The 16,585-nt window shown below is 56.4% G+C and carries 14 protein-coding genes; 6 read left to right on the forward strand and 8 right to left on the reverse strand.

Going from position 1 to position 16,585, the window contains the following annotated elements; genetic code table 11:
• Positions 1 to 232: 232 nt before the first annotated feature.
• A complete protein-coding gene (vapB, locus tag AC0QHF_RS06800) occupies positions 233 to 451 on the forward strand; it encodes a type II toxin-antitoxin system VapB family antitoxin (protein ID WP_324703440.1) in 219 nt (72 codons plus the stop codon).
• Between the two features lie 223 nt (positions 452 to 674).
• Here the strand turns inward: vapB and psaK are convergent, their stop codons facing one another.
• Positions 675 to 923 carry a photosystem I reaction center subunit PsaK gene (gene psaK / locus AC0QHF_RS06805; RefSeq protein ID WP_324703441.1) on the reverse strand — a complete coding sequence of 83 codons (249 nt, stop codon included), beginning with the start codon at positions 921 to 923 and terminating at the stop codon, positions 675 to 677.
• Positions 924 to 1,107: 184 nt separating this feature from the next.
• Complete coding sequence (locus AC0QHF_RS06810) at positions 1,108 to 1,764, reverse strand: class I SAM-dependent methyltransferase (protein ID WP_324703442.1); 657 nt, start codon at positions 1,762 to 1,764, stop codon at positions 1,108 to 1,110.
• Positions 1,765 to 1,867: 103 nt separating this feature from the next.
• On the opposite strand from AC0QHF_RS06810, the gene hemH reads away from it, so the two are divergent.
• The 3 genes from hemH (at position 1,868) to AC0QHF_RS06825 (ending at position 4,753) form a co-directional block, all read left to right on the forward strand.
• Complete coding sequence (hemH, locus tag AC0QHF_RS06815; protein ID WP_324703443.1) at positions 1,868 to 3,031, forward strand: ferrochelatase; 1,164 nt, start codon at positions 1,868 to 1,870, stop codon at positions 3,029 to 3,031.
• 148 nt (positions 3,032 to 3,179) lie between these two features.
• Positions 3,180 to 3,617 carry an urease accessory protein UreE gene (gene ureE / locus AC0QHF_RS06820; protein WP_324703444.1) on the forward strand — a complete coding sequence of 146 codons (438 nt, stop codon included), beginning with the start codon at positions 3,180 to 3,182 and terminating at the stop codon, positions 3,615 to 3,617.
• Positions 3,618 to 4,063: 446 nt separating this feature from the next.
• Complete coding sequence (locus AC0QHF_RS06825) at positions 4,064 to 4,753, forward strand: urease accessory protein UreF (protein ID WP_324703445.1); 690 nt, start codon at positions 4,064 to 4,066, stop codon at positions 4,751 to 4,753.
• Positions 4,754 to 5,068: 315 nt separating this feature from the next.
• On the opposite strand, the gene AC0QHF_RS06830 is transcribed toward AC0QHF_RS06825, so the two are convergent.
• Positions 5,069 to 5,929 carry a PEP-CTERM sorting domain-containing protein gene (locus AC0QHF_RS06830; RefSeq protein WP_324703446.1) on the reverse strand — a complete coding sequence of 287 codons (861 nt, stop codon included), beginning with the start codon at positions 5,927 to 5,929 and terminating at the stop codon, positions 5,069 to 5,071.
• 276 nt (positions 5,930 to 6,205) lie between these two features.
• A complete protein-coding gene (locus AC0QHF_RS06835) occupies positions 6,206 to 10,711 on the reverse strand; it encodes a chemotaxis protein CheB (RefSeq protein ID WP_324703447.1) in 4,506 nt (1,501 codons plus the stop codon).
• Between the two features lie 249 nt (positions 10,712 to 10,960).
• Here AC0QHF_RS06835 and AC0QHF_RS06840 point away from each other — a divergent pair, with 249 nt between their 5' ends.
• On the forward strand, positions 10,961 to 12,142 hold the full coding sequence (locus AC0QHF_RS06840; RefSeq protein ID WP_324703448.1) for an MFS transporter: 1,182 nt from the start codon (positions 10,961 to 10,963) through the stop codon (positions 12,140 to 12,142).
• A 130-nt stretch (positions 12,143 to 12,272) separates the two neighbouring features.
• Here AC0QHF_RS06840 and AC0QHF_RS06845 read toward each other — a convergent pair whose 3' ends face one another.
• The 4 genes from AC0QHF_RS06845 to AC0QHF_RS06860 form a co-directional block, all read right to left on the reverse strand.
• The gene (locus tag AC0QHF_RS06845; RefSeq protein ID WP_324703449.1) at positions 12,273 to 13,277 is read right to left on the reverse strand and encodes an RNA polymerase sigma factor, RpoD/SigA family; all 1,005 of its coding nucleotides are present in this window, start codon (positions 13,275 to 13,277) and stop codon (positions 12,273 to 12,275) included.
• 615 nt (positions 13,278 to 13,892) lie between these two features.
• Complete coding sequence (locus AC0QHF_RS06850; protein ID WP_324703450.1) at positions 13,893 to 14,318, reverse strand: DUF1824 family protein; 426 nt, start codon at positions 14,316 to 14,318, stop codon at positions 13,893 to 13,895.
• A gap of 160 nt (positions 14,319 to 14,478) precedes the next feature.
• Positions 14,479 to 14,829, reverse strand: coding sequence for a hypothetical protein (locus AC0QHF_RS06855; protein WP_324703451.1), 351 nt, complete (start codon positions 14,827 to 14,829; stop codon positions 14,479 to 14,481).
• Between the two features lie 317 nt (positions 14,830 to 15,146).
• On the reverse strand, positions 15,147 to 15,758 hold the full coding sequence (locus tag AC0QHF_RS06860) for a hypothetical protein (protein WP_324703452.1): 612 nt from the start codon (positions 15,756 to 15,758) through the stop codon (positions 15,147 to 15,149).
• Between the two features lie 294 nt (positions 15,759 to 16,052).
• On the opposite strand from AC0QHF_RS06860, the gene gloA2 reads away from it, so the two are divergent.
• A complete protein-coding gene (gene gloA2 / locus AC0QHF_RS06865) occupies positions 16,053 to 16,478 on the forward strand; it encodes an SMU1112c/YaeR family gloxylase I-like metalloprotein (RefSeq protein ID WP_324703453.1) in 426 nt (141 codons plus the stop codon).
• The last annotated feature ends 107 nt before the right edge of the window (positions 16,479 to 16,585 follow it).

A 16,585-nucleotide genomic window follows, 5' to 3' on the forward strand; every position in this document is an offset into this window, starting at 1 on the left:
CCCAAACGAGCGATCGCATTTTTGTAGGGGCGTATGGCATACGCCCTGATGTGATATTCCCCCGACGCGAGATGAAAATTGAAGCGATCGCACCCTGAAAATTTGGCGATCGCCTCCATTTAACGCATAAAGCATAAACGAGCGATCGCATTTTTGTCGGGGCGTATACCATACGCCCCGATTGATTTAAAAGGGTGCGATCGCATTATAATAATAAAAAGGAGAAAAACCGATGCTTAAATCTGCAATTTTAGAAAAATTAGAGGCATTGCCCGAGTCTCTGAAAGTCGAGGTACTTCACTATATTGAATTTTTGTCAGAACGGTATGCAGAGAAAAAAGTCGAGTCCGAACCGCAACAGAAAAAGCGACAAGCCGGACTACTGAAGGGAAAAATTCGCATGGCGGAGGATTTTGACGAGCCTCTCGAAGATTTGAAGGATTATATGTAATGCTACTTGACACTCATACATTATTATGGTTTCTAGCTGACGATCCCAAGTTGCGATCGCCCAAATCACCTTTCTATACTCCCATGAAAGCCAAAATCAGACGATCTAATTAGGACAAACCCCCCCTCTGTGTCCTCTGTGCCTCTGTGGTGAACCCTTCTAAAAAAAACCGCACCGCCGCCCCGGAAACCCGGAACAAAAGCGGTGCGGCATCAAAACCGACTTAAAGGACGCCCACGTTAGCCAGTCCCAAAATGACGCCGGCGCCGAGGATGTGGCCCAAGCAAATGCTGCCCACCACAGCACCCGCACTCATTCCCGCGATGGGGGTGGAGGCGCCGACAGTCTGCTGTTGGATAGTGAACTTACCGATCGCGATCGCCAACACATTACAGATCACCATCACGATCGCAATACTCGGACCCCAAGAGGTGGTCGTCGCAGCCGCTAAAACCAAAATTGAATCGATCAAGGGACTTCTCCTAATCTAAAAAAGTTGGACAGAATTGAAAAACTTTAGCATCTTTAAGTTCAACCTTCTATCACAAAAGCTCGCACCTTCATCAAACCGTAGCAAAGCTTAATATTCAGTCATATTCGTTAAAATACGACTCATAAAGCGCGGGAGTCGGGAGTCGGGAAAGCGACAACTCCCTTCAGACCCCCTTGATTGCCTGAATCACCTGCAAACTGCCGCCCGCGTGGAGGCAATGCCGCGGCGGGTTCTCCCCCGAGGGCGAATCCCCCACCTCGAACCCCGCCTCTGCCAACAAACCCCCCAAATCCGCCCGAATCAACTGCCAAGCCGTCTCCGTCTCAAACAGCCACAGAAACGCCACCACCCCCGGCCAAAACAGGGGATTGGTGGGGCGATGGAAATCCACCAGGGCAAAAATACCCCCGGGCTTGAGAACCCGGTACACTTCCGCTACAATCATTCTCAACTGCTCCGGTGCCATCTCGTGCAGAGCGGCGCTCGTGTGCACCAAATCGAAGCTCCCCTCGGGAAAGGGCATTTCCTCGGCGAATGCCTCCACATAGTCCGCTTCCGGGACGTTCCGTCTCGCCCGATCGAGCGATCGCGGCGAGGCATCCAACCCCGTCACCTGTTGAGAATACTGTGCGAGAACGGCCGTGGCCTGTCCGCTGCCGCAGCACAGGTCCAAAACCCGGGCATCCGGCGCGATTTCCAGCCCCTCCAGGGCCAGATGGCGAAATCGGGCTTCCCCCCCCACGCCGAGGGCGGCGAGGCGGGAAATGCCGTCGTAGAGCCACTGGTAGCGGTAACTCAGAGGTCTTAAAAAAGTTGCCATAAATCAAGGTTTCGAGAGTTTTGCTATCGACTTTGCCTCACCCAACAGGATATATTGTTAAAATGAGTAACAAAAATTAGAGTCTGGGAATCGATTAAGCGCCATGGGACGAGTTGGAGTCTTACTACTAAACCTGGGCGGACCCGAACAATTGGAGGACGTCCGCCCCTTCCTGTACAATTTATTTTCCGATCCCGAAATTATTCGGCTGCCATTCACCTGGCTACAAAAACCCCTGGCCTGGATGATTTCGACCCTGCGCTACACGAAATCCCAGGAAAACTACAAAGAAATCGGCGGTGGCTCCCCGTTACGCAAAATTACGGAGGAACAGGCCGCCGCGCTGCAACAAAAATTGCAGGAACGGGGACACGATGTCCAGGTCTACATCGGGATGCGCTACTGGCACCCCTTCACCGAAGAGGCCCTAGTTAAAATTAAGCGCGATCGCATCGAGGAACTGGTGATCCTCCCGCTGTACCCGCAATTCTCCATCAGCACCAGCGGATCGAGCTTCCGACTCCTGGAGCGGATCTGGGAAACAGACCCGGCCCTGCAAAAGATCAATTATACCGTCATCCCGTCCTGGTACGAGCGATCGGGCTACCAGCAGGCGATGGCGCAACTGATCGCCCAGGAACTCGACCACCACCCCAACCCAGACAAGGTTCACCTGTTCTTCAGCGCCCACGGCGTCCCCCTCAGCTACGTCGAGGAGGCCGGCGACCCCTACCAGCAAGAGATCGAGGCCTGCACCGAGGCGATTGTGAACACCCTCAACCGTCCCAACTCCCACACCCTCGCCTACCAAAGTCGGGTCGGCCCCGTCGAGTGGCTGAAACCCTACACCGAAGAGGCGATTCCGGAACTCGCCCAGCAGGGGGTCGAGGATCTGTTGGTGGTCCCCATCAGCTTCGTGTCCGAACACATCGAAACCCTGCAAGAAATCGATATGGAATATCGGGAACTGGCGGAGGAGTCGGGCATCAAGAATTTCTACCGGGTTCCGGCCCTCAACACCCATCCTGGCTTCATCGAGGATCTCGCCGCTCTGGTGGTGGAGTCGTTGAACCGGCCCCACATCCACTTCTCCGAAGTCGTCCGTCCCGACAAGAAGATGAAGATGTATCCCCAGGAGCGTTGGGAGTGGGGTATGACGACGGCGGCGGAGGTCTGGAACGGGCGACTGGCGATGATCGGCATCGTGGCGGTGATCGTGGAACTGATCGCGGGTCAGGGTCCGCTGCACTTCGTCGGCTTGCTGTGAATTTGGGGAGTCGGGAGTCGGGAGTCGGGAGTCGGGAAAGATTGGAAATCAGAGGGCGAAATCAGAGGGCGAAATCAGAGGACGAAATCAGAGGGCGAATGCCATTCGCCCCTACAATTGAGAATATCCCACATCCTTCGGATTTTCCATGCTGACTTTTACGGGAAAATTGTCGCCGGATGCCGATCGCATCCCCGACTCGACGATCGCGCTGACGGCGGAAGAACGCACCAAAACCCGGCAACACCTCCAACTCCCCGACGGCGATCGCATTGCGGTGTGTCTGCCTCGGGGGGTGGAACTCGGAGACGGTGATCGCTTGGTTTCTGAAACGGGGGAAGAAGTGTTGTGTATCATCGCCAAACCGGAACCGGTCATGACGGTGACGGCATCCTCCGAATTCGACCTGATCCGCGCCGCCTATCACCTGGGAAATCGTCACGTCCCCCTGGAAATTAAACCCCGGTATTTGCGGTTACATCCCGATCCGGTGTTGGCCGATTTGCTGGTTCAGTTGGGGTTGAATGTCAAACAAGAAATCGCCCCTTTTTATCCGGAAAAAGGCGCCTACGGACATTCACATTGAGAAAGGGTGTAGGGTGTAGGGTGTAGGGTGTAGGGAGGAAAGAGAAAAGAGGAAAGAGGAAAGAGAAATTTCTCACTCCTAATATAGCGATCGACAGAACGGTTGGGACAGATCGGCCTATTTTAGACCCGCCTTGAAATGAATTTCAAGGCTCATAGCAGAAGTCCACTCAAGTGGACTCGGTTGGAGTAATTGTGTCCTAACCCCCTTGTCAGTTGTTATATCAGATCCGGTTCTTTAGTCACACAAACTCCCCAATCATCGACCGATGATTTGAGCTGTTAGCTTGGGAATTGATTCCCAAGCGGTCTCGATATCCAACCCGTTTTTTTCCGGGCATTCAACCGGATTTGATATAATATAACTCCTAACTCCTCCCCCATCGGGGAATCTAAAATCTAAAATCTAAAATCTAAAATTTCCGACGGATAGGAGAAGAAATTACTGTGATTCTGGGATTGTTGCAACTTTCGAGTCCGACGTTGCCGCTGGGCGCCTACAGTTATTCTGAGGGGTTGGAAACCCTGGTGGAAAGGGGGGCGATCGCGGACGATGATTCCCTGTTTTATTGGCTGCTTCAAGAGTTACAAATTGGGGCGGTTCGGATGGAGGCGGCGGTGATGGTGAGGGCGTTTCGCGGTTTTAAAAAACGGGATTTTTCGGGTTTATCTACTTGGAATAAGTGGTTAAGTGCGGCCAAGGAAACCTCGGAATTGCGCCAGCAAAGTTGGCAGATGGGAAATTCGCTATGGGGATTATTATTGGAATTGGAAAGCGTTTCGGAGGCGGCAAATTCCGATTCTCCCCTCAAGGTGGCATTGACGACAATTGGCAAACCCTGCAATTATGCGATCGCCTTCGGGGTGGGGGCGGCGAATTGGAACCTCGACGAAAAAATGGCGTTGCTGGGATACTTGCAGAGTTGGACCAGTCACGCGATCGGGGCGGGGGTGAAACTGATTCCCTTGGGGCAAACCGTCGGACAAAAGTTATTGTTCAAATCCAACAAAACCATCGCCGAAGTCGCCGAAGAAATATTGCTTTTGAAAGACGACGATTTGGCGAGCTGTAGCTGGGGGTTGTCCTTGGCGAGTATGGCTCACGAAGTCCAATATACCCGCCTCTTTCGCAGTTGATATAGCAATCAGCAGTCACCGTTCAGGCACCCGCAAATGTCCCAACCGTTCTGTCCGTTGCTATATGATATCATGTCCCCTAAAACAGTTATGATTCCTGGGTTTCGCCATCTTCTGAAGCGGCTTCAAACTTTTGCCTCTTGCCTCTTGCCTCTTGCCTCTTACCTCTTGCCTCTTGCCTCTTGCCTTTTCTCCAACGATTGTGTAACTATTCAAACGGACTTGATATGAATCGTTGCCAAAAAAACCCGGCTTCCTTCGAGGAAACCGGGTCGGTAAATTTCGGAGAGACAGGTCAGTCTAAATTTCGAGCTTCTAGGCATCCCGACGCCGGCGGAGTTTGCCACCGAGGAACGTCAGGCCGAGGAACGCCAAACCGGCGGCGGTGGCGGGTTCGGGGACGGGTTCGGTGGCGTGTCCGGCGAGGGCAACCCCGTCGTTCGCGCATTCCAGGAACAGGCTGGCCATGTAGTCTCCGCTGGCGATGAGGGATTTGTCGAAGCTGAAGCCGATGGTATGATTTCCAGAGGCCCCGAAGTTGCCGAAATCCAAGCCGGCGGCTGTCAGTGCGTTTTGACTTTGCATCGCGATATCGCCAACCCGTTCGCCGGAGGCGATGACGTTGAGGACGGGAGTTGTTTTGCCGAAGTAGTTGAAGGCTTCGGCTTTGGTGGCGATGTCGGTTCCCATCGTGTTGGTGCGGTTATATCCGCTGTTGTAGTAATGTCGGAGGCTGTTGTATCCGGCATTGCTGCTGGCGACACCGGCGGCGCCAACTCCGGCATAAACCCCCGTCGTCGCGGCACCGGAGTCATTGGTTCCGGCAAAGCGGACGCCAAACAGGGCGTTATTATCGCTGGCGGTTTGGAAACCGTCTCCGGTGAAGTTGAAGAATAAGTCGCCCCAACCGATATTATCGTCGGCTGCCCGCCAGTTAGAATCGCCTTCTAGGGGCATTCCGCCCGTCAGGGCGACCCAAATGCTGTCCGAGGTTTCCATCGTCGCCATGCCCCGGATATTGTACGCTTCGCCGCCGGAACCGTCGGTAAAGGAATCGATGCTGTAATTCCAGTTGTTGTAGAATTGTCCGGCTTGGGCCGCGCCGCCGGTGGCGGAAATCAGGCAGGTGGTGGCGATCGCACTTCCGAATAAAGTTTTTAAATAGTTGGATTTCATGGGGTTAAACCTCTGGGTATCTCGACTTTGACAATTCAACCCTAACAATTTTCTTGTAAAGTTGCCATCATAAATCCGTCGGTTTGTGTAAAAGTTTCTTAAATCAAAACTTGTTGATTTTTAAACATTTTTTCTGGTATAAAATCTTTAAAAATTGAACCCTAAATTCAGTGAAAATACGGAGTCGGTTCAATTCATGCGATCGCCCGACATCGGAAAATACACGCACAAATCATCCCCCCTCCGCTTCCTCCACCTCCTCCGCCCCCAAAACCATCACTCCCGCGGCACCCACTTCTCCACCATCCGGGCCAGATCCTCTTCCATGATCGGTTTGCTCATGTAGTCGTCCATGCCGGCTTCCAGGCACTTTTCGCGATCGCCCTTCATGGCGTGGGCGGTGACGGCAACAACAATCGTGTGCCTCCGGTCCCCCTCGAGTTCCCGCAGGCGACGGGTCGTCTCGTAGCCGTCCAAACCCGCCATCTGGCAATCCATGAGGATGATGTCGTAGTCCTGCTGGGCGACCCGATCCAAACACTCCCGGCCGCCGCCCACCGCATCGGGCCGGTAGCCGATACTTTCGAGAAGCAGGACCAAAATTTCGCGGTTGTCCGGGTGGTCTTCGACGATCAGGATTTGGGCGGAACTCGGGGCCGGAGGCGGCGGGGGCGCTTCCGTGAGTTGCGGTTCCCCGGGGGAAGCGGCGGCATCGGCGAGGTCGAAGGGGACTTTCAACCAAAACGTCGATCCCCGCCCGGGGGTGCTGTTGACGCCGATCTCTCCCCCCATCAACTCCACGATGCGGCGGCAGATGGTCAGGCCCAGCCCGGTGCCCCCGAATTGGCGGGTGGTGGAACTGTCGGCCTGGGTGAAGGGCTCAAACAGGCGATCGCGGGTCTGCGGGTCGATGCCAATCCCCGTATCCCGGACGCTGAAGAGCAGGACTATCGGGGACCCGCCGGGGGGCGGCTCGGACGGACACACGACGTTGACAGCGATTCGGCCTGTCTCGGTGAATTTGATGGCGTTGCCGATCAGGTTGTTAAGGACTTGCTGGAGGCGGAAGTCGTCGCCGGACAACTGCCGGGGTATGTCGGGGTCGAGGTGAAATTCGAGCTCCAAAGTTTTAGCCCGGGCTTGGGGGAGAAAGATCTCAGCCAGGGGTGCGATGATGTCGGCCCGGAGGTCAAAGCGGCGGCGTTCGAGCCGCAGTTGCCGGGATTCGAGCCGGGACAGATCCAAAATGTCGTCAATCAACGCCAGCAACCGGGTGCCGTTGGTGAGCAAGATCCGCAAAATATTTTGATACTCTTGCCGGCCGGACATCATCCGCTGCAAAAGCTGGCTGGACGACAGGATCGCGTTCATGGGGGTGCGAATTTCGTGGCTCATGTTGGCCAAAAACTCGGTTTTCGCCCGGTTGGCGGAGTCGGCGGCCTGGGCGATCGCGATCGCCTCCTCCAACGCCTGATTTTGGCGCACGATCTCCTGCTCGCTCCGCTTCCGCTCCGTGACATCCATGACGGTGCCGTAGAGTTTGGCGATCTCCCCCGCCGGATTGCGGATCGCCTGCCCGATCAGGTTCACGTACCCCATCTCATCCTCCGAGCGCTGAAATTTGACATCGGCGCTGAACGGGATTCCCCGGACGAACAGGCGGTCGAGCAACTCCCGGAGCGTCTCCCGATCTTCGGGGAGGTGGTACAGCAAAAACTCGGCGAAGGGGGGCGGTTCCGACCGGGGGTCCAGTCGGTAGATCTGGAACAATTCGTCGGACCAGGTGGGCCGGATGCCCGCCCAATCCCGGCCGTCGGGCCGTTCGAGTTCCCAACTGCCGATTTTCGCGAGTCGCTGGGCCTCTTGCAACTGTCGCCGGCTCACCCGCAGGGCTTGTTCGGCTTGGACGCGATCGGTGATTTCCACCACCACCGACCCGACGCCGCGGCTGCCATCTTCGAGGAAATCCACGGGATAGTAACTCGCCATCCAGAACCGCTCCCGATCGCCCGTCGCGGGAGTCCGGCCCCGGATCACGGTGTTGTAGACCGGCTCCCCGGTTTCCACGACCCGCCGCAGCAGGGGTTCGACGCGACCGGCCAGATCCGGAGCCACGTCCCGCAGGGGTCGGCCGAGGTGTTCCCCGACGGAAACCCCGTGGATGTCGGCCAGGGCCCGGTTCACCCGCAAAAACTTCAGGTCCCGGTCTTGCAAGCACAGGCCTACCGGGCTAATCTCGTAGAGCCGTTCGAGCATTTCGTTGCTCTGCTCGAGCCGATGCTCGGTCTGCTTCAGGTCGTCGATATTGACGAAGCTGATCACGATGCCGTCATCCGTCACCCCCTCCTTGGAGTAGGGGTTGACCCGCATCAAAATGTAACGGCTCGCCCCGTCGCTTTCCACCTGCTGCTCGTGAGGTTGCTTAAATTGGTTGACCCGCTGCAAAATCTCCACCAAATCCGGAGAGTCGAGGTTGTTGGTCAAATCCGTGAGCGGACGGCCGATGTCGGTGATTTTGATGTTGAAAAGCCGGGTGGCGGCGGGGGTGAACTTGCGGATGTTGAGGTCGGCGTCGAGGAAGATCACGCCGATATCGGTGCTGCGGATCAGGTTGTCGATGTCGTTGTTGAGTTGGGTGAGTTCCTGAATTTTGATTTGATATTCCGAGTTGACGGTGTAGAGTTCTTCGTTGACGGACTGCAGCTCTTCGTTGGTGCTCTGCAACTCCTCGTTGGAAGCCAGCAGCTCCTCGTTCATCGCCTGCTGCTCTTCGTTGGAGGTTTCCAACTCTTCGATAACAACCTGCAGGTTTTCCCGGGTCTGCTGCAGCTCGTATTCCAACTCCGCGATGTGTCGGGCGGCTTCTCCTTGCGCGTCGAACCGGGGGGCGTTCGGGGACGGGGTTCCCCGGACTTCGACCTCCAAGACGATGACGAGATGTTCGCCGTTGTTGCGCTCGGCGGTCGCGGGGGCGACCCGCATCGTGACGCTGAGTTCCTCCCCGTCGCGACTCAACTTGATGCCGGTGTAGAGGACGGGTTGGCGATCGCGCTTGCTGCGGTGCACGGCCGTACTCAGCGGCAGTTTCAAAGCCGGGTGGACGAGTTCCGCGACCTCCAAATTGGCCTCTCCGACGGGGAATTCCATCAGTCGGGCCGAGTTGTGGAAGATGCGGAGCAGTTTGTTGTTGAAATCGCACAGCAGACAGGTGATCCGGCGGTCGTTCAGGCACAGGTCGAACACCGAGCCGAGCAGGCGGTCGAATTGCTGCTGTTGGCGTTTGGGGCGGATGAAGGACCCGAAGGGCGCGACCAGGGGTTGCCGGGAGATGGGGGTGAGGGACAACTGGGCGTTCTGCTGTTTCTGATAAATTTTCCACCTCGGATGCAGGGCGTTGAACTCCGAGGCCAGCTCTCCCAAGGTTTCGGAACTCCCCAAAAATAGCGTGCCTTGGGGGATGAGGGCGAAGTGCAGCAGCCCCAGAACCCGCTGCTGTAGGTGGGGCTGCATATAGATCAGGACGTTGCGGCAACTGACCACGTGCATTTTAGAAAAGCCGACATTTTTGGTGAGGTCGTGGGGGGCGACGATCAGCATCTCCCGCAGCGATCGCTTCACCTGATAGCCGTCGCCCCGCCGGTCGAAATATCGCTCTAACCGCCCCCGCGAAACCTCGTTGGCGATGTTTCGCCCGTAAATTCCGTTGGCTGCCACTTCCAGGGCGTCGGCATCGATATCGGTGGCGAAGATCTTCACCTGGACGGGTTTGCCGGCGTCCCGGATCACCTCATCCACCGCGATCGCCATCGAGTAGGCCTCTTCCCCCGTCGCGCAGGCGGAAACCCAGATCCGCAACTGCTGCTGGGGCTGAAGTTTGGCGATCTGCCGGGACAAGACGTCCGTTTTCAACACCTCCCAGGCTTCCGAGTCTCGGAAAAAGCAGGTCGCCCCGATCAGCAAGTCCTGCCGCAGGAGTTTTTGCTCCTCTTCCGACTCCCGCAGGTGGTCGATGTACGCTTCCATGCTCTCCTGGCGGGTCAGGGCGCAGCGGTGGCGGATGCGTCGCCTCAAGGTGCTGGTTTTGTAGTGGGAAAAGTCGATCGTCTCCCGCTCTTCCAAGATCTGCAAAATGGCTTCGAGTATCTCCGGGGGGAGAGCTTCTTCCTTTTCGGATTTCGGCACAGAGAAATTATCTGAAAATCGGATCAGTTCAAAAACGGCCCGGGCCAGGTCTTCGGGGGACAAAATCTCGTCCACCAGGCCGGAGGGGATGGCGCTGGTCAGCATACTGGTGAACTCCGCCGTCTCGGGGGACTGGATGAAGGCGACGCCGCCGGCACGGCTGATGGCTTGCAACCCAACGGTCCCGTCGTTCCCCGACCCCGACAGCAACAGCGCGACGCTCCGATTTCCCCAAATCTCCGCCAGCGACCGGAAAAAGCGGTCGATCGGATAGCCGCGCACCTCGCCCCGGTCTTCCAACCGCAGGTGTCGGTCTTCGAGGTGGAGGGTTTTGCCGGGAGGAATGACGTAGACGCGGGCCGGTTCCACCACCATCCGATTTTCGATTTCGTGGACGGGCATCGACGTCCGCCGCCGCAAGATTTCTGGCAGCATACTGCGGCGGTCCGGCGCGAGGTGCCCGACGACCACAAAGGCGCCGTTGGGATTGTCGGGGAGGTTGCCGAAAAAGGTTTCGAGAGCCTGGATGCCCCCGGCGGAAGCGCCGATACCAATGATAAAGAATCTGTCGTCGGGGGCGGGAGGGTTGGAACTTGTCATTTAGCCTCTGAAAGTCGCGATCGCAGTTTATATCCAATTATCTGTTTCGGCTATCAATCTTAAGGAAGAATTCGGGCGATTTTCGGGAACGGACGGCCCCGATTTGCGGTATCCTGTCCTTCTCGGGAAGCGGAGGGAGGCAACGGTCAAGCGGAGGAAGCGGAATAACAAATCAAAAAAATTTCATTTTTCATTTTTCATTTTTCATTTTTCACTTTCCCCACACCCTACACCCTACACCCGCGTTAAATGAAACAGACCCGCCCCGCTCCGTCCCCGTCCCCGCGATCAAACTTGTGGAAATTGTCCGTCCTGCGGGGGCTGGAATTCGCCTGGTTTCCCATCCCGACGGTGGTGTTATTTTACCAACATCACGGGCTGTCTCTGGAGCAGGCAATTTTACTGAAAACCATTTTATCAATTTCTATCTTTGTTTTTGAAATCCCCTCCGGTTATTTCGCGGACGTATTCGGGCGAAAAGTCTCGTTAATTTGGGGGGGAATGATTTGGGTTGTCTCCTTGCTTCCCTACTGTTTTTTGGGGGATTTTGTCTGGTTCGCGATCGCGGAGGCCCTGTCGGGACTGGCCGCGAGTTTGATTTCCGGCGCGGATGTGGCGTTGGCCTTCGACAGCCTGTCGGCCCTGGACAGGGAGGGGGAATACGGCCGATTCGAGGGGCGTCTGGGGGCGATCGCGGGTCTTTCGGAGGCCGTCTGCGGCCTGGTGGGGGCGGCGGTGGCCGCGGCGAATTTGCGCTATCCGTTTTACCTGCAAACCCTGTGCATTTTAACTTACGTCGCCCTGGCTTTCACCCTGTCCGAACCCCCCCGCCACCGGTCCGCCGCCGTCGGGGGGTGGGGGGAACTGCGGGACACCCTGAAATGGACGGCGACCCGAAAAACCGTCCGCTGGCCCATCGCCCTGGGCGCGATCGTCTCGGCGGGTACCTTCGCGATCGTGTGGCTGTCCCAGGCCTACATGGGCGATCGGGGCCTCCCCGTGGGGGGGTTCGGCGTAGCCTGGGCGGCCTTTCACGGGGTCTTGAGCGGGTCTGCGCTGCTGGCGACCCCCATTTCGCACCTTTTGGGCGTCAAAGGGGCGCTGTGGCTGATGCTGGCGGTGCTGGCGGGCTCCTACGGTTTGCTGGCGGCGATTCACCACCCCTGGGGAGTGATTTTCGTGGCGACGATCTATTTCGCCCGGGGACTGCGATCGCCGTTAATTTTGACCCTCCTCAACCGCCAAGTCGCTTCTTTCCGGCGGGCGACGGTATTATCAATTAATAGTTTTGCTTTTCGGCTGTGTTTTGCCGCGATCGGACCCGCGATCGGCTGGATTTCGGATGCCTATTCCCTGGATTTGGCGTTGGCGATGAGCGGCATTTTCTTTTGGGTTGCCGGGGGGATTTGTTTGATGAAAATTAGGGTATAAATCCGCAGATTACGCAGATTTACGCAGATTTTAGATCGGAATTCGAGGGTGGGGGGATAGAAAAGCGATTTCAATTCCCGACTCCCTAAAAACAAAACCCGGTTTCCTGGAGGAAACCGGGTCGATGGTGTTAGCTGGCCAGATATTCCCGAACCTGGGCTTTGCGGCGCCGCAGGTGGTTGAGGGCCTGGTTTTCCAACTGGCGCACCCGTTCGCGGCTGATGTTCATCTGCACCCCGACTTTGGACAGGGACATTTCTTTCCCGTCGTTGAGGCCGTAGCGCAGGGTCAGCACTTCCCGCTGCTGGGGCGTCAGGTCGGCCATCAGGCTTTTGAGATCCTGGCGCAGCAGTTCTTGGGTGACGTAGATATCGGCTGACGCCGATTCATCTTCGAGGAGATCTTGCAGTTCCGTATCCTGGTTGTCCCCAACGCGCAGGTCGAGGGAAACCGGGTGGCGGGAGGCCAGCAGGTAATCCCGAATTTGAGACGGTTCGAGATCCAGGGCTTTGCCGATTTCGGCGGGGGTCGGGTTGCGACCGTACTGCTGAACCAGATCTCTCTGAACTTTCTTGATTTTATTCAGTTTTTCCGTGATGTGGATGGGCAGGCGGATGGTGCGGGAGTTCTGGGCGATCGCCCGGGTGATGGCCTGACGAATCCACCAGTAGGCGTAGGTGGAGAATTTGTATCCCCGCATCGGGTCAAATTTCTCGACCCCCCGCTCCAGGCCCAGGGTTCCCTCTTGGATCAGGTCCAAGAATTCCATATTGCGCTTCTGGTATTTCTTGGCGATGGACACCACCAGGCGCAAGTTGGCCTCGATCATCTTCTGTTTGGCGCGGCGGCCCTTGTTCAGGGCTTCGGTGAGTTCCGCCTCGCTGATTTCCGCGGCCTGGGCCCACTCTTCATCGCTGGGGTCGCGATCGAGTTTCTCGGCCAGGGTGTCCCGGACCTCCAACAAACTCATCATCTGCTGCACCTGTTTGCCAAACACGATTTCCTGTTCCCGCGTCAGCAGCGGCACCCGGCCGATTTCGTGCAGGTAAGTCCGCACCGCATCCATTGAGACACTCGGACGGGAATTCCGCGACGTGGATTGAGTTTTTTTGGTGTTGGTCTTAGCAGTTGCCATAGTCAATGTTACCCTCCCTAAACAGCTCGTAAACTTGTAGCGACCCGCCCCACTCACCCGGAGTGAGATCGAATGTCAGGATCGTCAATTTACCCTCCCTCTCAATATGGTGCGTTAGTCGAAAGCCCTGCCTGATAGTGGATTCTCTTCTCCTGATATGGGAGCGCCCGATCGCTCCCCCTGTCAGCCGCTACGAGGTCTTCGGTGTCCTAGCTCAACGTGGAGATCTCCCTTTTTCGAGATCCGCAGACTCACCTACAAATTGAGTCTTCCCAATTACTCACAACCTTCATCTCTGATGCTCCGACCGGTCTGGCTATCTGCTCCGAGTCCAGTCCAGATGCCAATTTTAGACTGAGACAAGTTTACATCTCTTCATATTATGCCATACGGTTCAGTCTAGGTCAAGGCGTAACCGAGAAAATTTCTATTGTAGCAATTTTCGACGGCGCATTACTATAATGCCCCGAAATTCCTCGACTTGAACACCCCCGCAATGGGGAGATCGCCGAACCATTTTTCCGAGTTTCTACGCCGCCACCGCATTTTTCCTCCCATCGGACTAGCCCGGTTGACGGATGGAACCCGGAAGCCGTTCCGTTCTGAAAAACCGACTCAGGCGAACAGGTCCAGGGGAAAGTGTCCGTAGGTGCCGTTGACGCCATCGGCGTCGGAGGACTGGCAGGACACCAAAACGCCCCGGTACTTTTCCGGGTAGGCGCTGGCGTGGTACGTCTCGCTGCGACCGTTGAATTTGACGTAAACGGGCCCTTCAATGTCTGGGACGGCGGCGGGATCGACGGGAGTCGCGTAACCCAAGGCGGGTAAATAGTCTTGTAGAGCCTTCAAAGCTGCCTCCCGAGAGTCGGCGCACAGGCCTAACATCTGATATTCGGATTCTCGGGCGACAAGGAGCAACGCCTGACGGACCGCCGCCGGATCTTCCGGGGACGGGGAGGCGGTGAGATCGGCGCAGGTGAAGCGATCGAGGAGGGTTTGGGCTTCGGTGACGCTCAGTTCGGCGGATGGTTGAGGTGACATGGGGAATGGGCTCGAAAGGTTGGTTGGTTGGTTGGTTGGTTTCCCCGTTTATTGTATCGGAGCGGGGGCGATCGCGAACCTTCCCCAGGATGTGAATCGAACCGCCGGAACGGGGGAGACAATTGGGGACGGCTTCGGACCGCCCCCGTTCATCTGTCAATCAAGCGAGTGTCCACTCCCGTTTTTTATGGCGAATCAGTCCAGAAAACATCAATCCCGATTTTTGGGACGAACCGGCGGGTTCGGGGGATTCCGGTTCCGTCGCGTCCTCGGCGCAAACCAACATCGAATCCGTCGTCCGCACCGTCATCTCACCCCGGGACAGGGCGTCGCGCATCTGGCGCCCGGTTTTCCAGGCGCAGACTTTAACACCATTCCAGCGGGGATTGATGGGATATCCGGAGAATCCCGATCGCAGGGCGGGAATACAGAATTCTTCGATCGGAGTTGAAACGAATACACCCTCGGCAAGTTGAACAATTTTGCATTTCGTCTGTTCTTGCTTCATCATGATGTCACCTCCTTTAAGTTTTGTATCGACTTCGTTAAGTGTATCGTAACGGGGCCATACACGCGGGACAAGGGCGGCGCGGGCGCCGAACTTGATCAATCGAGCCATACACACAGTCGCGGGAGGGCATTCCGAGACTTAAAACGGACGCGGAGGGAACGTCAGACTATTCCATTTCGGATAGCAGTCCTGAAGAAACGTCAACCCCCCGAAAGCGACCGACCCAAAAGGTGGGCGTGGGGAGGAATCCCCTCGCCTTTAGGCAGGGGAGGATGTCCAATCCAGAGTCGGCGACGGACAAATCGAGAAGACCCGATTTATGCGGTCGCCTGGATCAGTTCCCGGCGACGGTCGTGCCACAGTTGCATGGCCGTCTGTCCTTCCGCCAGATCGGAGAAGTCTTGGATTTGGCGTTCGAGTTCCGGGGCCAAGGTGTCGAGGAACTCCAGGCTCCGGCAGTGTTGGAGGACGGTGCGCCAGCTTTCTCGCCACTGTTGACAGGCTTGCTGGCGATCGCGGATCGGTTTGAGACGCTCTTCTTCTTGGGCTTGACGGATCGCTTTCGCTCTGAGTTGTTGGGCGCGTTGCCCCCAGGCCCTTCGCCACTGCTCGAGTGTCTCGGAGCTGTAGTGCTTCCCGTAACGTGCGATTTCGGTGCTGAAAATGTCCCCCAGGCGGTCGAGGCTCGGGCGATCGCAACAGCGTTGGACGGCTTCGAGTCCCTGTTCGGTCCACAGGGGTAGGGCGCGAAAACTAACCAGGGTCGCCCTGCCGTCTACCAGTTTAACCCAGATTTGGTGCCGCCAAAACTCCAATCGATCGATCGTCCGGGGGGCGACACCCAGAGCGGTGGAAACTTCCAACCAAACGCGAGCCAGAGGCCACTGGGTCGGGTCGATCGCGCCGGATGTGATCAATGTTTCAGCCATAGTGATTCGGAACACCTAGATTCGGGAATGCCAACGGTCCCCCCGATGTCCACATCTAGCGGTTTGGGGGGAATAACTAACCCATGATAACTCTATCTGTAGAGTTTGGCGCGAAATCATTGATAATTGATCATTAATTGTTTGGACTTCGGCTTCCGATTCCCGATGTATGGCGGCGGGCGATCGCCGGAACGGTCTGGACACCACCCAATCCCGAACCCTCGCGATCGCGGGTGATTCACCGTGCCGATTGCCGAAAGCCGACTGCTGATAGCTATACTATGAAATTGAGATTTGAGTCAAGGGGGCGATGGCGTGCAGGTCAGCAAAATTCATCACGTGGCGATCATTTGTTCGGACTACGAAAAATCCAAACACTTTTATGTCAATATCTTGGGATTTTCGGTCATCGAAGAAACCTTCAGAGAGGCGCGAAATTCTTATAAATTAGATTTGCAAGTGGGGGACGGCGATAGGTGCGCTGTCGCGGATCGCATCGAACTGTTTTCATTTCCTAACCCGCCCAGACGGCCAGATTCTCCCGAAGCCTGCGGCTTGCGGCACCTGGCTTTCGCTGTGGAAAATTTAGATCGCTCCGTCGCCGACCTCTGCTCGAAAGGGGTTCCTGTCGAACCGATCCGGCGCGACGAAATCACCGGCAAGCGATTCACCTTTTTCAAAGATCCCGATAATTTACCTTTGGAAATCTACGAAAATTGAGGATTAATAAAAGTTAGAAAAAACGGGTTAAAATTTGCAGGCCGGCAGCGATCAAATTTGCAGGCCGGCAGCGATCAAATTTGCAGGCCGGCAGCGATCAAATTTGC

Source organism: Lyngbya sp. CCY1209, assembly GCF_055795065.1.

What these genes read in the sequence shown, in the direction of transcription:
- vapB (WP_324703440.1), top strand. Translation starts at nt 233, where the DNA reads ATGCTTAAATCTGCAATTTTAGAAAAATTAGAGGCATTGCCCGAGTCT.
- AC0QHF_RS06810 (WP_324703442.1), bottom strand. Translation starts at nt 1,764, where the DNA reads ATGGCAACTTTTTTAAGACCTCTGAGTTACCGCTACCAGTGGCTCTAC.
- hemH (WP_324703443.1), top strand. Translation starts at nt 1,868, where the DNA reads ATGGGACGAGTTGGAGTCTTACTACTAAACCTGGGCGGACCCGAACAA.
- ureE (WP_324703444.1), top strand. Translation starts at nt 3,180, where the DNA reads ATGCTGACTTTTACGGGAAAATTGTCGCCGGATGCCGATCGCATCCCC.
- AC0QHF_RS06830 (WP_324703446.1), bottom strand. Translation starts at nt 5,929, where the DNA reads ATGAAATCCAACTATTTAAAAACTTTATTCGGAAGTGCGATCGCCACC.
- AC0QHF_RS06835 (WP_324703447.1), bottom strand. Translation starts at nt 10,711, where the DNA reads ATGACAAGTTCCAACCCTCCCGCCCCCGACGACAGATTCTTTATCATT.
- AC0QHF_RS06840 (WP_324703448.1), top strand. Translation starts at nt 10,961, where the DNA reads ATGAAACAGACCCGCCCCGCTCCGTCCCCGTCCCCGCGATCAAACTTG.
- AC0QHF_RS06845 (WP_324703449.1), bottom strand. Translation starts at nt 13,277, where the DNA reads ATGGCAACTGCTAAGACCAACACCAAAAAAACTCAATCCACGTCGCGG.
- AC0QHF_RS06850 (WP_324703450.1), bottom strand. Translation starts at nt 14,318, where the DNA reads ATGTCACCTCAACCATCCGCCGAACTGAGCGTCACCGAAGCCCAAACC.
- AC0QHF_RS06855 (WP_324703451.1), bottom strand. Translation starts at nt 14,829, where the DNA reads ATGATGAAGCAAGAACAGACGAAATGCAAAATTGTTCAACTTGCCGAG.
- AC0QHF_RS06860 (WP_324703452.1), bottom strand. Translation starts at nt 15,758, where the DNA reads ATGGCTGAAACATTGATCACATCCGGCGCGATCGACCCGACCCAGTGG.